Raw genomic sequence first — 16,080 nt, forward strand, 5'->3', positions numbered from 1 at the left:
CGATAAGGTCAGTGGGCCTTCTTGGGCCCGTCCTTCCTGGGCATGTAGAGGTCGGTGATGGTGCCCTCGAAGGCTTCGGCCGCCAGCCCGATCGTCTCCGACAGGGTCGGGTGCGGGTGGATGGTCAGGCCGATATCCTCGGCATCCGCCCCCATCTCGATGGCGAGGGCCGCCTCCGCGATGAGGTCGCCGGCCGACGGGCCGACGATGCCGCAGCCGAGGATGCGGTCGGTCTCGGGGTCGAACAGCACCTTGGTCAGGCCCTCTTCGCGGCCGAGCGCCAAGGAGCGCCCGGAGGCCGCCCACGGGAACACGCCCTTGCCGACCTTGATGCCCTTCGCCTTGGCCTCGTTCTCGGTCATGCCGACCCAGGCCACCTCCGGGTCGGTGTAGGCCACCGAGGGGATCACCTTGGCGTCGAAGACGCTGCTCTTGCCCGCCGCCACCTCGGCCGCGACCTTGCCCTCGTGCGTCGCCTTGTGGGCTAGCATCGGCTGGCCGACCACGTCGCCGATGGCGAAGATGTGGGGCACGTTGGTGCGCATCTGCTTGTCGACGGCGATGAAGCCGCGCTCGTCCACGGCGACGCCCGCCGCCTCCGCGCCGATGCGCTTGCCGTTCGGGCGCCGCCCCACCGAGACCAGCACCTTGTCGAAGATGTCGGTCGCCGGCGCGGTACCGCCCTCGAACGACACCTTCAGGCCCTCCGGCGTCGCCGCGACGGCCGTGACCTTGGCCTTGAGGTGGATGGCCTCGTACTGCTTCTGGATCCGCTTCATCAGCGGCGTGACCATATCCTTGTCGGCACCGGGGATGATCTGGTCCATCAGCTCGACGATGGTAACCTTGGAGCCGAGTGCGTGGTAGACGGTCGCCATCTCCAGCCCGATGATGCCGCCGCCGATCACGAGCAGGCGGGCCGGCACGCCGTCGAGTTCGAGCGCCCCCGTCGAGTCGATGACGCGCGGGTCGTCGTGCGGGATGAACGGCATCTGCACCGGCTCGGAGCCGGCGGCGATGATGGCGTGGTCGAAGCCGATCACGCGGGTCCGGCCCTCGTGCTCCACCGCGACCTGGTTCGGACTGACGAAGCGGGCCTCGCCCGTCACCACCGTGACCTTGCGCTGCTTGGCGAGACCCGAGAGGCCGCCGGTGAGGCGCTTGACCACGCCGTCCTTCCATTCGCGCAGCTTGTCGATGTCGATCTGCGGCGCGGTGAAGGAGATGCCGTGCGCCGCCATGGCGTGGCTCTCGTCGATGACCTTCGCGGCGTGCAGCAGGGCCTTCGACGGAATGCAGCCGACGTTGAGGCAGACGCCGCCGAGACTGGGCCAGCGCTCGACGAGCACCACCGACTGGCCGAGATCGGCCGCCCGGAACGCGGCGGTGTAGCCGCCGGGCCCGGCGCCGATGACGAGCACCTGCGCCCGCATCTCCTCGCCGGAGACCGCCGCCGCGCCCTTCGGTGCGGCGGCCTCGGCGGCACCCTGGCCGCCCTGGGTCGCGGCCGAGCCGTAGCCGGCTTGGCCTTCGCCTGGTGCGTGGGCTGCGGCGGCGCCCGTGCCGGCCGGGCTCGGCTTCGGCGTGCCTGTCGCGGCGGCGGCCTCGGCCATCACCAGGATCAGGTCGCCCTGGCTGACCGTGTCGCCCGCCTTGATCCGCACCTCGGCCACCGTGCCGGCAACCGGGGACGGGATGTCCATGGTGGCCTTGTCGGATTCCAGCACGACGATGACGTCGTCGACGGAAATCACGTCGCCGGGGCTGACGCTGACCTCGATGACGGGCACGTTCTTGAAGTCGCCGATATCTGGCAGATGGATGCTGTTGCTGCTCATCGTGTCACCTCACTTGAGTTCGCGCTGGCCGGGTCTCGTCAGACGACGAGGCGCCGGACGTCCTCGAGGACGTGGGCGAGGTGGCGGGCGAAGCGCGCGGCGAGCGCGCCGTCGATGACGCGGTGGTCGTAGGAGAGGGAGAGCGGCACGATCAGGCGCGGCTTGAACTCCGTGCCGTTCCAGACCGGCGTCATCTTGGAGCGGGCGACGCCCAGGATGGCGACCTCGGGCGCGTTGACGAGCGGCGTGAAGGACGTGCCGCCGATGCCGCCGAGGCTGGAGATCGAGAAGGTCGCGCCCTGCATGTCGGCGGCGCTGAGCTTGCCGTCGCGGGCTTTCGCCGAGATCGCGCCGAGATCGCGGCTGATCTCGACGATGCCCTTGCGGTCGGCATCCTTGATCACCGGGACCACGAGGCCGTCCGGCGTGTCCACCGCCACGCCGATGTTGTAGTATTGCTTGAGGATCAGCGCGTCCTTCTCGGGCGAGAGCGAGGCGTTGAACTCGGGGTGCTTGCGTAAGCCAGAGACCGCCGCCTTGATCAGGAAGGCCAGCAGGGTGACGCGGTAGCCCTTGTCCTTGAGTTCCTTGCCCGCGTTATCGAGTTCCTTGCGGTAGGCGTCGGTCTCGGTGATGTCCGATTCGTCCTGGTGGGTGACGAGCGGCACGTTGAGCCAGGACCGGTGCAGGTGCGCGCCGGAGATCTTCTTGATCCGCGACAGGGGCCGGGTCTCGGTGGGGCCGAACTTCGAGAAGTCCACGGCCGGGATCTCGGGGATGCCCATCCCGCCGCCCGAGAACGCGGCCGTGCCTGAGGCGCCGGGCGCCTGCGCGGCGGAGCGCGTGAGGTGACCCTTCACGTCCTCCTTGGTCACCCGGCCCTTCTCGCCGGTGCCCTTGATGGTGGTGAGGTCGATCCCGAGTTCGCGCGCCAGGCGGCGGACGCCCGGGCTGGCATGGACCTGGGAGAAGTCCGGAATGTTGCCGGCGGGGGCTGCAGGGGCGGGGCTCGGAGCGGCGTTCGGGGCCGGCTCCTGCTTGGCGAGCAGTGCGGCGCTGTCGGCGCCTGCGGGCGCGTCGGCGGCCTTCTCGGCCGCGGCGGTGTCGCCCTTGGCGCCCTCGCCCTTGAACACGAGGAGCGGCGAACCCTCGCTCACCTTGTCGCCGAGCTTGACCAGGATCCGCTCCACCACGCCCGCGCTCGGCGAGGGCACGTCCATGGTCGCCTTGTCGGATTCGAGCGAGACCAGCGGATCGTCGGGCCCGATCGTGTCGCCCTCCTTCACGTGGATCTCGATGATCGGGATGTCCTTGAAGTCGCCGATGTCCGGAATCTGGATCTCGATACCCACTGCGCAATCTCCCTGGTTGAGTCGGAGCCTCTCGCGGGCTCCCTCGTGCGGTCCGTCGATGGAAAGGGTCGGGAAGTCTCAGGGCGTCGGCCGCCGGGATGCGGCGGCCGACGGGGCGCGGATCAGACGGTCCAGGGTGCCGGCCGGTCCGTGTCGATGCCGTACTTGGCGATGGCGTCGGCCACCGTCTGGGCCGGGATCACACCCTCCTCGGCGAGGCTGTGCAGGGCCGCCACCACGACCCAGTGCCGGTTGACCTCGAAGAAGTCGCGCAGGCGGGCCCGGTAATCCGAACGGCCGAAGCCGTCGGTGCCGAGCACACGGTAGCGTCCCGGAACCCAGGTGCGGATCTGGTCGGCGAACAGGCGCATGTAGTCGGTGGCGGCGACCACCGGGCCGGTGCGACCCGAGAGGCAGGTCTCGACGTGCGAGAGGCGCTTGCCCTCCAGGGGGTGGAGCAGGTTCCAGCGCTCCGCCGCCATGGCGTCGCGGCGCAGCTCCGTGAAGCTCGGGCAGCTCCAGATGTCGGACGCGATCCCGAAATCCTGCTCCAGCAGGTCTGCCGCCGCGATGACCTCGCGCAGGATGGTGCCCGAGCCCAGCAGCTGCACCCGGTGGCCCTTGGTCTTTTCCGCAGGGCCTTCCTTGAACAGGTACATCCCCTTGATGATGCCGGCCTCCGCGCCCTCGGGCATGCCCGGGTGCTCGTAGTTCTCGTTCATCACGGTGATGTAGTAGAACACGTCCTCCTGCTCGGCATACATCCGGCGCAGGCCGTCCTGCACGATCACCGCCACCTCATACGAGAAAGTTGGGTCGTACGAGACGCAGTTCGGGATGGTCGACGAGATGAGGTGGCTGTGGCCGTCCTCGTGCTGCAGGCCCTCGCCGTTGAGTGTGGTGCGGCCGGCGGTGCCACCGATGAGGAAGCCGCGCGCGCGCATGTCGCCCGCCGCCCAGGCCAGATCGCCGACCCGCTGGAAGCCGAACATCGAGTAGTAGACGTAGAACGGGATCGTCGGCGCGTCGGAGTGCGAGTAGGAGGTCGCGGCCGCGATCCAGGACGACATCGCGCCCGGCTCGTTGATGCCCTCCTGGAGCATCTGACCGTTCTTGTCCTCCTTGTAGTACATCAGCTGGTTGGCATCTTCCGGCCGGTAGAGTTGGCCGACCTGGGAGAAGATGCCGAACTGGCGGAACATGCCCTCCATGCCGAAGGTGCGGCTCTCGTCGGGCACGATCGGCACGATGCGCTTGCCGATGTTCTTGTCGCGCAGCAGCGTGTTGAGGATACGCACGAACGCCATGGTGGTGGAGATCTCGCGGCCCGCGGTCTCCTTGAGCTGGGCCGAGAACGCCGAGAGTGGCGGGATCTCCAGGGCATGCGACTTCCGACGCCGCAGGGGGAGGGGACCACCCAGTGCCTCGCGCCGGGCCATGAGGTAGCGGTGCTCGGGGCTGCCTTCGGGGAACCGGATGAAGGGGATCTCCTTCAGCTGGTCGTCGGTGAGGTCGATCTGGAAGCGGTCGCGGAACTGGCGGAGCACCGCCTCGCCCATCTTCTTCTGCTGGTGGGTGATGTTCTGAGCCTCGCCCGACTCGCCCATGCCGTAGCCCTTGACGGTCTTGGCGAGGATCAGGGTCGGCTGGCCCTTGTGCTTGGAGGCGGCGCTGTAGGCCGCGAACACCTTGCGCGGGTCGTGGCCGCCGCGGGTCAGGCGCCAGATGTCGTCGTCGGTCCAGTCGGCCACCAGGGCCGCCGTCTCCGGATACTTGCCGAAGAAGTGCTCGCGCACGTAGGCGCCGCTCTTCGACTTGAAGTCCTGATACTGGCCGTCGACGCATTCCTCCATGAGGCGCGCCAGCATGCCGGTGCTGTCCTTCTGGATCAGGGCGTCCCAGCCCGAACCCCACAGCACCTTGATGACGTTCCAGCCGGCCCCCCGGAAATCGGCCTCGAGTTCCTGGACGATCTTGCCGTTGCCGCGCACCGGCCCGTCGAGGCGCTGCAGGTTGCAGTTGATGACGAAGACGAGGTTGTCGAGTTTTTCACGCGCGGCCAGGGCAATCGCACCCAGGCTCTCGGGCTCGTCCATCTCGCCGTCGCCCATGAAGGCCCAGACCTTGCGGCCGTCGGTCTTGGCGAGGTCGCGGTGATGCAGGTAGCGCAGGAAGCGGGCCTGGTAGATTGCCATCAGGGGGCCGAGACCCATGGAGACCGTGGGGAACTGCCAGAAATCCGGCATCAGCCAGGGATGCGGATAGGAGGAGAGGCCCTTGCCGCCGACTTCCTGGCGGAACCCGAGGAGCTGCTCCTCGGTCAGGCGCCCTTCGAGGAAGGCGCGGGCGTAGACGCCGGGCGAGGAATGACCCTGCACGTAGATGAGGTCGCCGCCGTGGTCGGCGTTGGCCCCGCGCCAGAAATGCATGAAGCCGGTGTCGTAGAGGGTGGCGGCCGACTGGAAGCTGGCGATATGGCCGCCGAGTTCCGAGGAATCCTTGTTGGCCCGCAGGATGATCGCGATGGCGTTCCAGCGGATCGCCGAGCGGATGCGGTGCTCGATGGCCCGGTCGCCCGGATGCGGATCCTGGTTCTGGGGCAGAATCGTGTTCAGATACGCAGTGTTGGCCGAGTACGGGACCGGGGCGCCCTTCTTGCGGGCTCCGTCGATGACTTGCTCGATCAGGTAATGCGCCCGCTCCGGCCCGTCGACGTCGAGGACGCCATCGAGTGAGTCGAGCCATTCCTGCGTCTCGACGGGATCGAGGTCGCGGCTACGCTCCATGGTATCCTCCCTAGTGTTTCTTGAGCGGATCAGACGCGTTTGCCCGCTCTTTGTCAGTATGATTTTGCAGGAAGTGGACCAAGTCCAGTCCATTTAAATTAAATCACTGAAACAATGACTTGAATGATTTTTGGGTTTTGCGGCAGTGCGGCATCCCGCACGTATTGTCCGGCCCCTGTCCGAAACTTCGGACAGGGGCGTGCGTCACGCAGAATGGAGGGCGCGCAATCGCGGAGCCGCGGAACTCGGCTGTTTCGATCGAATCGGGCACGTGCGAGCCCAGCCGGAGGTGGGTGCTCCCGAAAGACCGGCGCGTGGTCGGCGCCTCAGCGCCGCATGGTCAGGCGGCGAGGGCCAGGGCCCGGGTCACGGTGGAGCGCAGATCCGCGAGGGAGAAAGGCTTGGTGAGCACATCGGTGACGATGGCGTCGAGGCCGCGCGCGCGCTCGCGCTGATCGGCGAAGCCCGTCATCAGCAGGATGGTGAGGTTGGGAAAATCGCGCTTGGCCGCCAGTGCCAGGGCGATCCCGTCCATCAGCGGCATGCGGATGTCCGTGAGCATCAGATCGAAGGCGCCGTCGGCTTCGATGAGACGGTCGAGCCCGTCGCTGCCATCGGTGGCGGTGACCACGGCATGGCCATCGATCTCCAGGCCCCGCTTGAGGAATCCCCGGACCGTCTCTTCGTCATCCACGAGCAGGATGCGCGCCATCGTTCGTCAGGTTCTCTCGCAAGGGAAGGGATTTCAGTCACGCAAGCGAGCGGGCGCCCTGTCAAGGGACAGAGCGCCACACGGATGCGCCTGCGGACTTTTTTTCGTGCCGGGACCGTAGTCTTCGCCGGGTGGTCCGCTCCGGCGACCGTCCCTCGATCAGGTGCCGCCGAACAGGTCCGCTTCGGGGCTGTCGTAATCCACGAGGCCGACGAAGGGCAATTGCCGGTAGGCGTGCGCCACGTCCATGCCGTAGCCGACCACGAAGACGTCGGGGCAGGTGAAACCGACGAAGTCGGCGTCGATGGTGACGGCGCGCTTGCCCGGCTTCTCGAGGAGCACGGCCGTGAGCACCCGCTTGGCCCCGCGCGCCATCAGCAGATCCTTGGCGAACACGATGGTCCGGCCGGATTCGAGGATGTCGTCGATGAGCAGCACGTCGCGCCCGCGCACCTCGCTCTCGACGTCGCGCAGGATCTCGACCTGTCCCGACGAGACCGTGGCGGTGCGGTAGCTCGACAGATGGACGAACTCCGCCTGCGGCTCCAGACCGGCCCGGTGCAGGGCGCGCAGGAGATCGGCGGCGAACATGAAGCTGCCCTTGAGCACCGCCACCACCAGGAGGTTCTGGGGCTTGGCCGCCGCGATGGCGGCGGCGAGTTCCTCGGTGCGCCGGGCGATGGCGGCTTCGTCGAACAGGACGCGGACGCGTCGGGAAGGTGTCGTCATGGACACCTCATATCACGGGTGGCCGCGGGTGCCATCGGTTTTGGCGACCGCGTCGGCCCGTTGCACCGAAGGGGCTTGCGAGAAACGCACGTGGATCGCGCGCGCCTCGGCGGGCGGCGCCGACAGGCTGGCCCGGAACCGCGCGGTCTCGCGGTTCTCGAGGCTGCGGCGCGGCGGGACCACGCTCCAGCGATACAGGGGCTGGTCGCGCCCGTCCCGCACCTCGATCTCGATGGGGGGGACCGCCGCGCCGTCCGCCGCCACCCCGACCACGTCGCCCTCGACCACGAGCTGGGCGCCGTCGCCTTGCGTCTGAAAAGCGACCACGTCGCGCAGGTCGAGGCCGCGGAGATTCACCGGCAGGCCGATGCGGGCGTAGAGCCCGGCGGTCTGGGGCATCGCCCGCACCACGGTCGTGCGTCCGAGAACCGCGAGGCCGAGCCCGGCCACAACGGACAGGCCGATGGCGGCGGTGGGCGAGAAGCGTGGCCGCCCGACGAACTTGACCGGGGCCTTCGGTCTCGGGCGAGCGCGTGGCTCGGAGGGGAGCGCCTCCGCCGTGGCCGATGCGGGCCCGGAATCGGATGCCCCTGTCTCTTCCGCCATCGCCGCCTCCCAGGCGTCGAGGGAGGCCTGGGCCTCGGCCCGCGCCTTGGCGTCCTCCGGGCCGGCCTGGACCGCCTCCATCATGGCGGCCGTCATCTCGGCCTCGAGGGCGGCCGCGACATCGTCCGGGGAGATGAACCAGGTCTCGCGGCAGGCCGCGCAACGCACGGAGCGTCCCTCCGCGCCGACGCGATCGGTGTCGATCACATATTCGCTTGCACAGGATGGGCAGACGATCAGCATGGCGAATCGGCGCCCCGGGGTCTCGATCGGCAGTTGCCGGCTCGGTCAAAAAGACTCACACGGTTCTGCGCGAACGCGGTTAACCATCCGTGAAGCGGTGGCGCCGGACGCGTGCGCCGCGTTCCCGAGGGGATGCGCGACCGCAATCGGGCAAGCGTGATGAGGCAAGAGCGCGTGATGGGGCAAGAGTGATGGGGTGCGCGTGGCGGATCGGGTGAACACGGGCAGCCTGCTGTCCGGGGCGGAAGAGCCGGTGGTCCAGTTCGAGAATGTCGGGATGCGCTACGGCCTCGGTCCGGAGGTGCTCAGCGACGTGAGCTTCCAGATCGCGCCGCGCTCGTTCCAGTTCCTCACGGGACCGTCGGGGGCGGGCAAGACCACGCTCCTGCGCCTCATCCTCCTGTCGGTGCGCCCGACGCGGGGACTGGTCTCGGTGTTCGGCGAGGAGGTCAGCGGCATCTCCAGCGAGGCACTGACGGGCCTGCGCCGGCGCATGGGCGTGGTGTTCCAGGATTTCCGCCTCCTCGACCATCTCACCACCTACGAGAACGTCGCGCTCCCCCTGCGCGTCCAGGGCCGGGCCGAGACGAGCTACCGGGCCGAGGTGGTCGAATTGCTGCGCTGGGTCGGCCTCGGCGAGCGCATGCACGTGTTGCCGCCGCTCCTGTCGGGCGGCGAGAAGCAGCGCGCCGCCATCGCGCGCGCCCTCATCGCGCGACCCGAACTGCTCCTCGCCGACGAGCCCACGGGCAACGTCGATCCGGGGCTGGGACGGCGCCTCTTGCGCCTGTTCATCGAGCTCAACCGCCTCGGGACCTCCGTGCTCATCGCCACCCACGATTTCGCCCTGATGGATCTCGTCGATGCCCGCCGGCTGGTGCTCGGCGACGGCCGCCTCGCCGTGGAGCGTCCATGAGCCGATCCGTCGCCCCCGCCGCCAGCCGACCCGTTTCCCCGCCGCGCACGGCGTCGCCTCCGCCGAGCCCGCTGCCCGCGACCCTGCGGCGCAACGCCCCCCTGGTCCCGACGGATTCCTCGGCGAGCCGGGCGCTCGCCGCCGTCATCGCCATCCTCACCTTCCTCGCCGCCCTGTGCGCGGGGGCCGCCGAGATCGTGGCCTCCAGCGCCGACCAGTGGCAGGGCGCGGTCGCCCAGGAAGTGACGATCCAGGTCCGCCCGAGCCCCGGGCGCGACCTCGACGCCGACGTCGCCCGGGCGGAAAGCCTGGCCAAGGCAACGCCCGGTATCGCCACCGCCCGGGTGTTCTCGAAGGCCGAGGCCGAGCGGCTGCTCGAGCCCTGGCTCGGCAGCGGCCTCGATCTGTCCGACCTGCCGGTGCCGCGCCTCGTCACCCTGCGCCTCGCCGAATCCGCCCGGCCCGACCTGAAGCCCCTGCGCGCGTCGCTCGCGGAGGCGCTCCCCGGCGTCGCGAGCCTCGACGACCACGCCCTGTGGCTGCGCCGGCTCTCGACCATGGCCAACACCTTCGTGGGCGTCGGCGTCGGCCTCGTCGCCCTCGTCCTCGTCGCCACGGGTCTCGCCGTGGTCTTCGCGACGCGCGGCGCCATGGCGGGTAACCGCGAGGTGGTTGAGGTGCTGCACTTCGTCGGCGCCGACGACGATTTCATCGCCCGCGCGTTTCAGCGGCGGTTCTTCCGCCTCGGCTTGCGCGGCGGCATCATCGGCTCCGTGGCGGCCCTGATCGCCTTCACGATCGCCGGCTTCGCCGCCGGCGCCTGGCGCTCCGGACCGGCCGGCGAGGAGATCGAGGCCCTGTTCGGCGCCTTCCACATCGGCTGGCGCGGCTATGCCAGCGTGCTCCTCATCGGTGTGATCGCCTCCGTGGTCACCGGCATCGTCTCGCGCCTCACCGTGCGGCGCTTCCTGGCCTGACCATGTCCGGGGCGCACCTCACGGGATCGCGTTAACCCTCCGTGAACCTTTCCGGGAGGAGATACTTGCCTCGTCACGGCCTCAATCGGGGCTATCTTCACGGAGAATGACGACGCGGATGTCAGGCAGCCACACCATGAGGCCCTCCGAGGCTTTCGGCTGGGCCTGGACCGATGCACCCCGGCGTGCGGAGCCCGCCCTTCGCCTATCGGTGCGATCCCCCGGGCGCACGATGAAGGCGGTCCTGGGGCTCGCCGGTCTCGGCGGAGCGGTCCTGTTCGGTGGTTTCCTCACCTTCGTCGCCTGCGTCGAGCGCGACCAGCGTGCGCCGGAAGGCCGGGCCGACGGCATCGTGGCCCTGACGGGAGGCGCCCAGCGCATCGGCGATGCCATCGATCTCCTGGCCAACGGTTACGGTCGGCGCCTGCTCATCACCGGCGTCAACGAGCGCACCAGCCGCGACGAGATCGCCCGCCTCAATCCCAATCAGCGCCACTGGATCGATTGCTGCGTCGATCTCGACTACCGGGCGCGCAACACCATCGGCAACGCCATCGAGACCCGGCGCTGGATGCGCCTGCACCGCTTCAGCACCGTGGCGGTGGTGACGTCGAACTACCACATGCCCCGCACCCTGGTGGAGCTCGATCATGCCCTGCCGGGCATCGACCGCGTGGTGCCGTATCCGGTCGTGACCGAGGGGTTCGATGCCGGTCGCTGGTGGCAGCAACCGTCCGCGGCCCGGCTCCTCGCCTCCGAATACCTGAAGTTCCTGGTGGCCTGGGTCCGCACTCGCTTCGAGGACGACCCCGAGCGGTCCCGCGCGGCGATCCTCATCGGGCGCGGCAAACCGATCAAGGTCGTGGCTGAACCGCTTCTCCTGCGCGGCCAGCACTGAATCGTCCGGGGCCCCTGGGCAATCGGTTCGTCCCGCGGCCGCGCCAGAGCGTGGCGCGTCGGCTCACACGCCTTTGCAGCGGCTCTTGATCAGCCCCGAGAACTCCTTCTCGGAGCCCACCACCTGGGCCAGCCGCTCGCTGCGCTCGGCCCCGGACAGGCAGCGGCCGTAGACGCTGGCCACCCGGCGCATGGTCTCGACGTGGCGACGCCAGATTCGGCACAGTTCGGCCTCGTCGCTGCCCGTCTGTTCGAGCTGGTCGATGGCTTGGCGCTGCATCGAACTCGCCACGAGGACGTCGCGCGCGCAGGCGGTGTCCGTCGGACCGGCCGCGGCCGGGACGCCCAGGGCCAGGAGACAGCCAGCGGCGGCGGCCGACTGGAATCGCGAAAGGAACGGCATCGGGATCACGCCGCCTGGGACGCCGACGTGTGGGTCAGGAGGGCATAGAGGGCGCTGGCGTCGCGGGCGGCGCGGATGCGCTCGAGGATGCCGGGTTCGCGCAGGAGCCGGGCCACCTGGGCCAGGGCCTTGAGGTGATCGGCGCCCGCTCCCTCGGGGGCGAGGAGCAGGAAAGCGATGTCCACGGGCTGGCCGTCCAGGGAATCGAAATCCACCGGCCGCTCCAGGCGGGCCACGAGGCCGAACAGGCGGTCCAGGCCCGGCAGCTTGCCGTGCGGGATCGCCACCCCGTCGCCGATGCCCGTCGAGCCGAGTCGTTCCCGCTGCAGCAGGGTCTCGAACACTTCGCGCTCGTCCAAAGCCGGCAGGTGCCGCACGGCGTGGGCGCTCAACTCCTGCAGGATCTGCTTCTTGGCGCGGGCGCGCAGCGAAGGCACCACGGAATCCGGATTGAGGAATTCCAGCACTGGCATGAAGGACCGCCGCCCCTTCGGCGGTGACCGGAACGGCCACCGCGGAGTAAAAGGTCGGACCGCGCACGGTCCAAGATCACCTGAGGATCAATCGCTGGGTTCCGATGTCAGTTCCGGTCAGGCGCTCAAGCGTTGGCGTCCGCCGGATCGACCCAGCCGATCGCTCCGTCACTGCGGCGGTATACGACGTTGATGCGCCCGGTGCCAGCATGAACGAACACGATCACCGGCGCCCCCGTCAGATCGAGGGCGGTGACCGCCTCGCTCACCGAATGGCGCTTGAGCGTCTTGGTGCTCTCGGCCACCACGGGGGGATGATCCGTTCCATCGTCGGGCTGATCGCCGTCGAGATCCTCCGCGTCGCGGTCGTCGTCGTCCGCCGACTCGGCCTCGCTCGGGGACGCGAACACGGCGTAGGCGGCCTGCACGGTGGCGCCCTCGTGGGCGGCCGCACCGTGGTCCTTGAGCCGGTGCTTGTAGCGGCGCAGGCGCTTCTCGAGGCGGTCGGCCGTCTGCTCGAAGCTCGCATGGGCATCGTGTGCGGCCCCCGAGGCTTCCAGGGTCAGGCCGGAGACGAGGTGCAGCACGCAATCCGTCCGGTAGGCCGTCCCGTCCCGCCGCAGGGTGACGTGGCCCGAGCAGGTCCCGTTCATGTGGCTGTCGAGGTATTTCGAGAGGGTCGCCGCCATCCGCTCTTCGACCCGGCCCCGCAGGGCTTCGCCGAGGTCCAGGCCATGGCCCGTGACGCGTAGTGACCCCATGTTCCCTCCGGTTTTTGTCGCCGTTGCGGGTCGAGTTAAGGAGCCTGCGCGAGAGAAGTCAACGAAGTCGGTCGCGTTGGCGAGCCGGGCCGGTCCGGCGTTCGGGAGCCAGGGCGGGCCCGATTCCGGTCCGCATGCGCCGGGGCGAATGTTTCCCCCGTGGGCAGAGGTTTTCATCCCGATCGGGCGTTTTCTGTTCGGGTGGGCGTTTTCCCCGGCGGCCGATGGGTTCAAGCTGTGCGAGAATCGCCCGCGGGAGCGTCCGCCCGGTTGGCCGTCCCCTCGTTTTTATCGGCGATCGGTTCTTGCCACGCCGCCGTTCTTGTCATTCAGCGTTCTTGCCGCCAGCTGTTTTTGCCGCCAGCCGTTCTTCCCGTCCCATAACTCTTGCCGTCCCATAAGTTTTGAGTCCCGATGGTCATTCTCCGCTCGATCGCCTTCAGCCTCGCCTTCTACCTCGCCACGACGCTCATCGCGGTGCTCGGCCTGCCCGCCCTCGTCTCCCGCCGGGCCGTCATCCGCCTCGCTCAAGCCTGGGCGAACGTCACCCTGTGGCTCCTGCGGGTGATCGGCGGCGTGGCGGTGGAGTTCCGGGGTCTGTCCAACATTCCGCAGGGTCCCGTCCTCGTCGCGGCCAAGCACCAGTCCGCTCTGGAGACCCTGGCGCTCGTCACGGTGTTCCCGGACTTCGCCTACATCCTCAAGCGTGAGCTCCTTTGGATTCCCCTGATCGGCTGGTTCCTGTCGCGCTCCGGCATGGTCGCCATCGACCGCTCGAAGGGCACGCGCGCCATGGCGGCGATGAACGAGGCCGCCGCCGACGTGATCCGCGCGGGACGCCAGCTCATCATCTTCCCCGAAGGAACGCGCCGCCCGCCCGGCGCCCCGCCGGCCTACAAGCTCGGGCTGACCCACCTTTACGCGACCCTGGGCGTGCCCTGCCTTCCCGTGGCCCTCGACACCGGCCTGTACTGGCCGCGCCGCAGCCTGATGCGCCGGCCCGGCACCACGGTGATCGAGTTCCTTCCCCCGATCCCGCCCGGCCTCGACCGCGCCCGCTTCCTCGACACGGTCCAGGCGCGCATCGAGGGCGCCTCCGACGCCCTTCTCAGTGCCGGCCGGGCCGACCTCGCGGCTCGGGGCCACACCGTACCGGCCCCGGTGCAAAGCGCGTCGCCCACCGCCTGAGGCGTTGCAGGGCGCGCTCCGGCATCGGCGGACACCCGGGCGAAACCTTCGTGGGGTCGCGGGCATGGAATCGCGGGGATGGGGTCGCCGGTGCCCGAACGTTCTCGCCCGGGAACGGTGGCCTTGACGGTAACCCTTTGTTAGGAATACTTTGGAACAAACAGCGAACGAAGGGTCCTGTCCCGGTCCGCTCCCAGCGGAACTTCGCGGAGGCCCGAGCACGGAGACGACCGATGCGCGAAGAACGCCTCAGAACGACCGCCGGTCTGCGTGGAACCCCCGCCCTGCTGCTGAGTGCATGGCGTGGCCGGTCCGGCCGTCGCTACATCGTCGGCATCCACGATCTCGTCGAGCCTGAACTCGACGACATGGACGACGCGGTGATCCTGGCGGTGCGCCGCGACGCGGACGGGCATGGCGAGCTCGTCAGCGTCACCTCCGCCGGGGAAAGCCCGCGGGAGCGCCTGACCCGCGGCTGGCTGGCCCGCGCCCGGCATCGCGGCGCCAATGAGATGCACGTCCACCGCCTCGCCGAGACCGAGGCCGAGCGCCGCGCCATCGTGGCCGACTTCGACGCCGACGCGATGGCCGACGCCTGAACCCATCGGCCATGCTTTCGCCGCCAAGACCCTGATAGGCCATGCCGGACGAACGTGGCGGGCCTGCAGAGGGGCCGCCTCCGAAAGATCAACGGCGGCGGGGACCCGATGACAACGACGACAACGCCGGCCGCGCCCCGCGCGCATTCGCGAAAAGGCCTGTTCGTCCCCTTCATCCTGCTCGCCACCCTCGTGGTCCTGTGGTCCGCCGCATGGGTCTGGGTCCGCGACCGGGCGGGCCGCGAGATGGATGCCTGGCTCGCCCGGGAGGCGGCGGCTGGCCGGACCTGGACCTGTGCCGACCGGTCGATCTCCGGCTATCCGTTCCGCATCGAACTCCGCTGCGCGTCCCTCGCCTTCGCCCGCGCCGACAGCCGCTTCACCCTGGGGCCGGTCACCGCCGTGGTTCAGGTCTATCAGCCGCGCCAGGGCATCCTGCAGGTGGCCGGGCCGTTCCACGTCGAGCAGGGCGACCTCACCGGCGACGTGACATGGACGTCCCTGGAGGCGAGCTTCCACGGCGCGTCCGAGGCGTTCGTGCGCGCCTCCGTGGTGGTCGACGCCCTGAAGGGCACCGTGCGCGGACCCGGGCAGCCCGACATCGCCTTCGACGCCCAGCACCTCGAGGCCCATGGCCGGCCGACCCCCGGCCGCTTCGCCGCCGAGGGAGCCGTCGACCTCAGCCTGCGCGTCGCCAAGGCGGCGGTGCCGTTCATCGATCCCTACGTCGGCAACGCCGACCCGACCGACATCGCCCTCGACGCCACCGTGAACCGGGCCGCGACCCTACACACGGGAACGGTGGCACGGGAACTGGAGGCCTGGCGCCAAGCCGGCGGCAGCCTCGACATCGCCCTCCTGTCGCTCGCCAAGGGCAATCGTCGGGCCCAGGCCCACGGCAGCCTGAGTCTCGATCCGAGCCATCGTCCGGAAGGACAGATCGACGTGCGCGCCGCCGGCGTCGAAGCCATCGTCGGCCAAGTCATGGGCCAGCGCTTCGGCGCCGAGAAGGGCGCCCTCATCGGCAACCTCGTCGGCCAGTTCCTCGGCGGCGGCCGCCGTGCCCGGGCGGAGGCGGCGGCGCCCGACGCGGTGCCCCCGGCCGACCCGGCCCTGAAGGCCCTCCCGCCCCTGCGGATCGCCGACGGTCGCCTGATGCTCGGCCCGTTCCCGATCCCGAATGTCGAGGTTCCGCCGCTCTATTGAGGCGGAGTGGGGCCGGTCGGCGGACGGGATTTAGTGAAAATCGGCGGGTTCGAGAAAATCTCGGTCCCGTCCGGTTGAACGGAATCCGATGCGGGGCGTTTGAACGGTCAAGCTCAAGCCGAAGCGGTTGAGCGCGCCCCGGAGTTCCGTTCCATGACCTTGACCACCATCCTTCTCATCATCCTCATCATCGCGGTTCTCGGCGGCGGCAACTTCCTCGGCGGCGGCGCCTATCGCGGACAGAGCTTCGGCCTCGGCGGTATCCTCGTGATCATCCTCATCGTGCTGCTGGTGACCGGACGACTCTGAGCTTCCGAACCTCGTCTTAAGACACTAGCCAAGCGAGATCTTTGGGACTTGTCGGCGTATCGGCCCGAACGCGAAGCTCGCCGTT

16 protein-coding genes are annotated in these 16,080 nt (G+C 69.3%); 7 read left to right on the forward strand and 9 right to left on the reverse strand.

The features are described from left to right. Positions 1 to 8: 8 nt before the first annotated feature. The 6 genes from lpdA to ASF25_RS15180 form a co-directional block, all read right to left on the reverse strand. Positions 9 to 1,838, reverse strand: a complete 1,830-nt coding sequence (gene lpdA / locus ASF25_RS15155) for a dihydrolipoyl dehydrogenase (protein WP_056305587.1) — start codon at positions 1,836 to 1,838, stop codon at positions 9 to 11. A 38-nt stretch (positions 1,839 to 1,876) separates the two neighbouring features. Next, positions 1,877 to 3,250: a dihydrolipoyllysine-residue acetyltransferase gene (gene aceF, locus ASF25_RS15160; protein WP_082502778.1), complete on the reverse strand. Its 1,374-nt coding sequence runs from the start codon at positions 3,248 to 3,250 to the stop codon at positions 1,877 to 1,879. Positions 3,251 to 3,312: 62 nt separating this feature from the next. Then, positions 3,313 to 5,976 carry a pyruvate dehydrogenase (acetyl-transferring), homodimeric type gene (gene aceE, locus ASF25_RS15165; protein ID WP_056176730.1) on the reverse strand — a complete coding sequence of 888 codons (2,664 nt, stop codon included), beginning with the start codon at positions 5,974 to 5,976 and terminating at the stop codon, positions 3,313 to 3,315. Between the two features lie 340 nt (positions 5,977 to 6,316). Beyond that, a complete protein-coding gene (locus ASF25_RS15170; protein WP_056176733.1) occupies positions 6,317 to 6,688 on the reverse strand; it encodes a response regulator in 372 nt (123 codons plus the stop codon). Positions 6,689 to 6,847: 159 nt separating this feature from the next. Continuing rightward, on the reverse strand, positions 6,848 to 7,417 hold the full coding sequence (gene hpt / locus ASF25_RS15175) for a hypoxanthine phosphoribosyltransferase (protein WP_056176735.1): 570 nt from the start codon (positions 7,415 to 7,417) through the stop codon (positions 6,848 to 6,850). A 12-nt stretch (positions 7,418 to 7,429) separates the two neighbouring features. Beyond that, a complete protein-coding gene (locus ASF25_RS15180; protein WP_056305592.1) occupies positions 7,430 to 8,266 on the reverse strand; it encodes a zinc-ribbon domain-containing protein in 837 nt (278 codons plus the stop codon). 214 nt (positions 8,267 to 8,480) lie between these two features. Between ASF25_RS15180 and ftsE the strand changes: the two genes are divergently transcribed. The 3 genes from ftsE (at position 8,481) to ASF25_RS15195 (ending at position 11,057) form a co-directional block, all read left to right on the forward strand. Continuing rightward, a complete protein-coding gene (ftsE, locus tag ASF25_RS15185) occupies positions 8,481 to 9,182 on the forward strand; it encodes a cell division ATP-binding protein FtsE (RefSeq protein ID WP_200918837.1) in 702 nt (233 codons plus the stop codon). Further along, positions 9,179 to 10,159 (forward strand): ABC transporter permease, encoded by a 981-nt coding sequence (locus ASF25_RS15190; RefSeq protein ID WP_056305594.1) that lies wholly within the window; start codon positions 9,179 to 9,181, stop codon positions 10,157 to 10,159. Before ftsE ends, ASF25_RS15190 begins: the two co-directional genes overlap by 4 nt. A gap of 232 nt (positions 10,160 to 10,391) precedes the next feature. Beyond that, positions 10,392 to 11,057: a YdcF family protein gene (locus ASF25_RS15195; protein ID WP_244473041.1), complete on the forward strand. Its 666-nt coding sequence runs from the start codon at positions 10,392 to 10,394 to the stop codon at positions 11,055 to 11,057. 63 nt (positions 11,058 to 11,120) lie between these two features. On the opposite strand, the gene ASF25_RS15200 is transcribed toward ASF25_RS15195, so the two are convergent. The 3 genes from ASF25_RS15200 to raiA form a co-directional block, all read right to left on the reverse strand. Beyond that, a complete protein-coding gene (locus ASF25_RS15200) occupies positions 11,121 to 11,459 on the reverse strand; it encodes a hypothetical protein (RefSeq protein WP_056305596.1) in 339 nt (112 codons plus the stop codon). Positions 11,460 to 11,464: 5 nt separating this feature from the next. Next, positions 11,465 to 11,932 (reverse strand): PTS IIA-like nitrogen regulatory protein PtsN, encoded by a 468-nt coding sequence (gene ptsN / locus ASF25_RS15205; RefSeq protein WP_056176756.1) that lies wholly within the window; start codon positions 11,930 to 11,932, stop codon positions 11,465 to 11,467. Positions 11,933 to 12,057: 125 nt separating this feature from the next. Beyond that, positions 12,058 to 12,693, reverse strand: coding sequence for a ribosome-associated translation inhibitor RaiA (gene raiA, locus ASF25_RS15210; protein ID WP_056176758.1), 636 nt, complete (start codon positions 12,691 to 12,693; stop codon positions 12,058 to 12,060). A gap of 414 nt (positions 12,694 to 13,107) precedes the next feature. Here raiA and ASF25_RS15215 point away from each other — a divergent pair, with 414 nt between their 5' ends. The 4 genes from ASF25_RS15215 to ASF25_RS22830 all read left to right on the forward strand — a co-directional run bounded on the left by ASF25_RS15215 (position 13,108) and on the right by ASF25_RS22830 (position 15,995). Next, positions 13,108 to 13,881: a lysophospholipid acyltransferase family protein gene (locus ASF25_RS15215; protein WP_056176760.1), complete on the forward strand. Its 774-nt coding sequence runs from the start codon at positions 13,108 to 13,110 to the stop codon at positions 13,879 to 13,881. A 233-nt stretch (positions 13,882 to 14,114) separates the two neighbouring features. Further along, positions 14,115 to 14,480, forward strand: a complete 366-nt coding sequence (locus tag ASF25_RS15220; RefSeq protein WP_056268111.1) for a hypothetical protein — start codon at positions 14,115 to 14,117, stop codon at positions 14,478 to 14,480. Between the two features lie 108 nt (positions 14,481 to 14,588). Beyond that, entirely contained in the window at positions 14,589 to 15,686 is a 1,098-nt protein-coding gene (locus ASF25_RS15225; protein WP_056305718.1) for a DUF2125 domain-containing protein, read from the forward strand. A 153-nt stretch (positions 15,687 to 15,839) separates the two neighbouring features. Next, positions 15,840 to 15,995: a DUF3309 domain-containing protein gene (locus tag ASF25_RS22830; RefSeq protein ID WP_156369003.1), complete on the forward strand. Its 156-nt coding sequence runs from the start codon at positions 15,840 to 15,842 to the stop codon at positions 15,993 to 15,995. Positions 15,996 to 16,080 lie beyond the last annotated feature (85 nt).

Origin of the sequence: Methylobacterium sp. Leaf100 (assembly GCF_001422845.1) — a bacterium.
Taxonomy (GTDB): domain Bacteria; phylum Pseudomonadota; class Alphaproteobacteria; order Rhizobiales; family Beijerinckiaceae; genus Methylobacterium.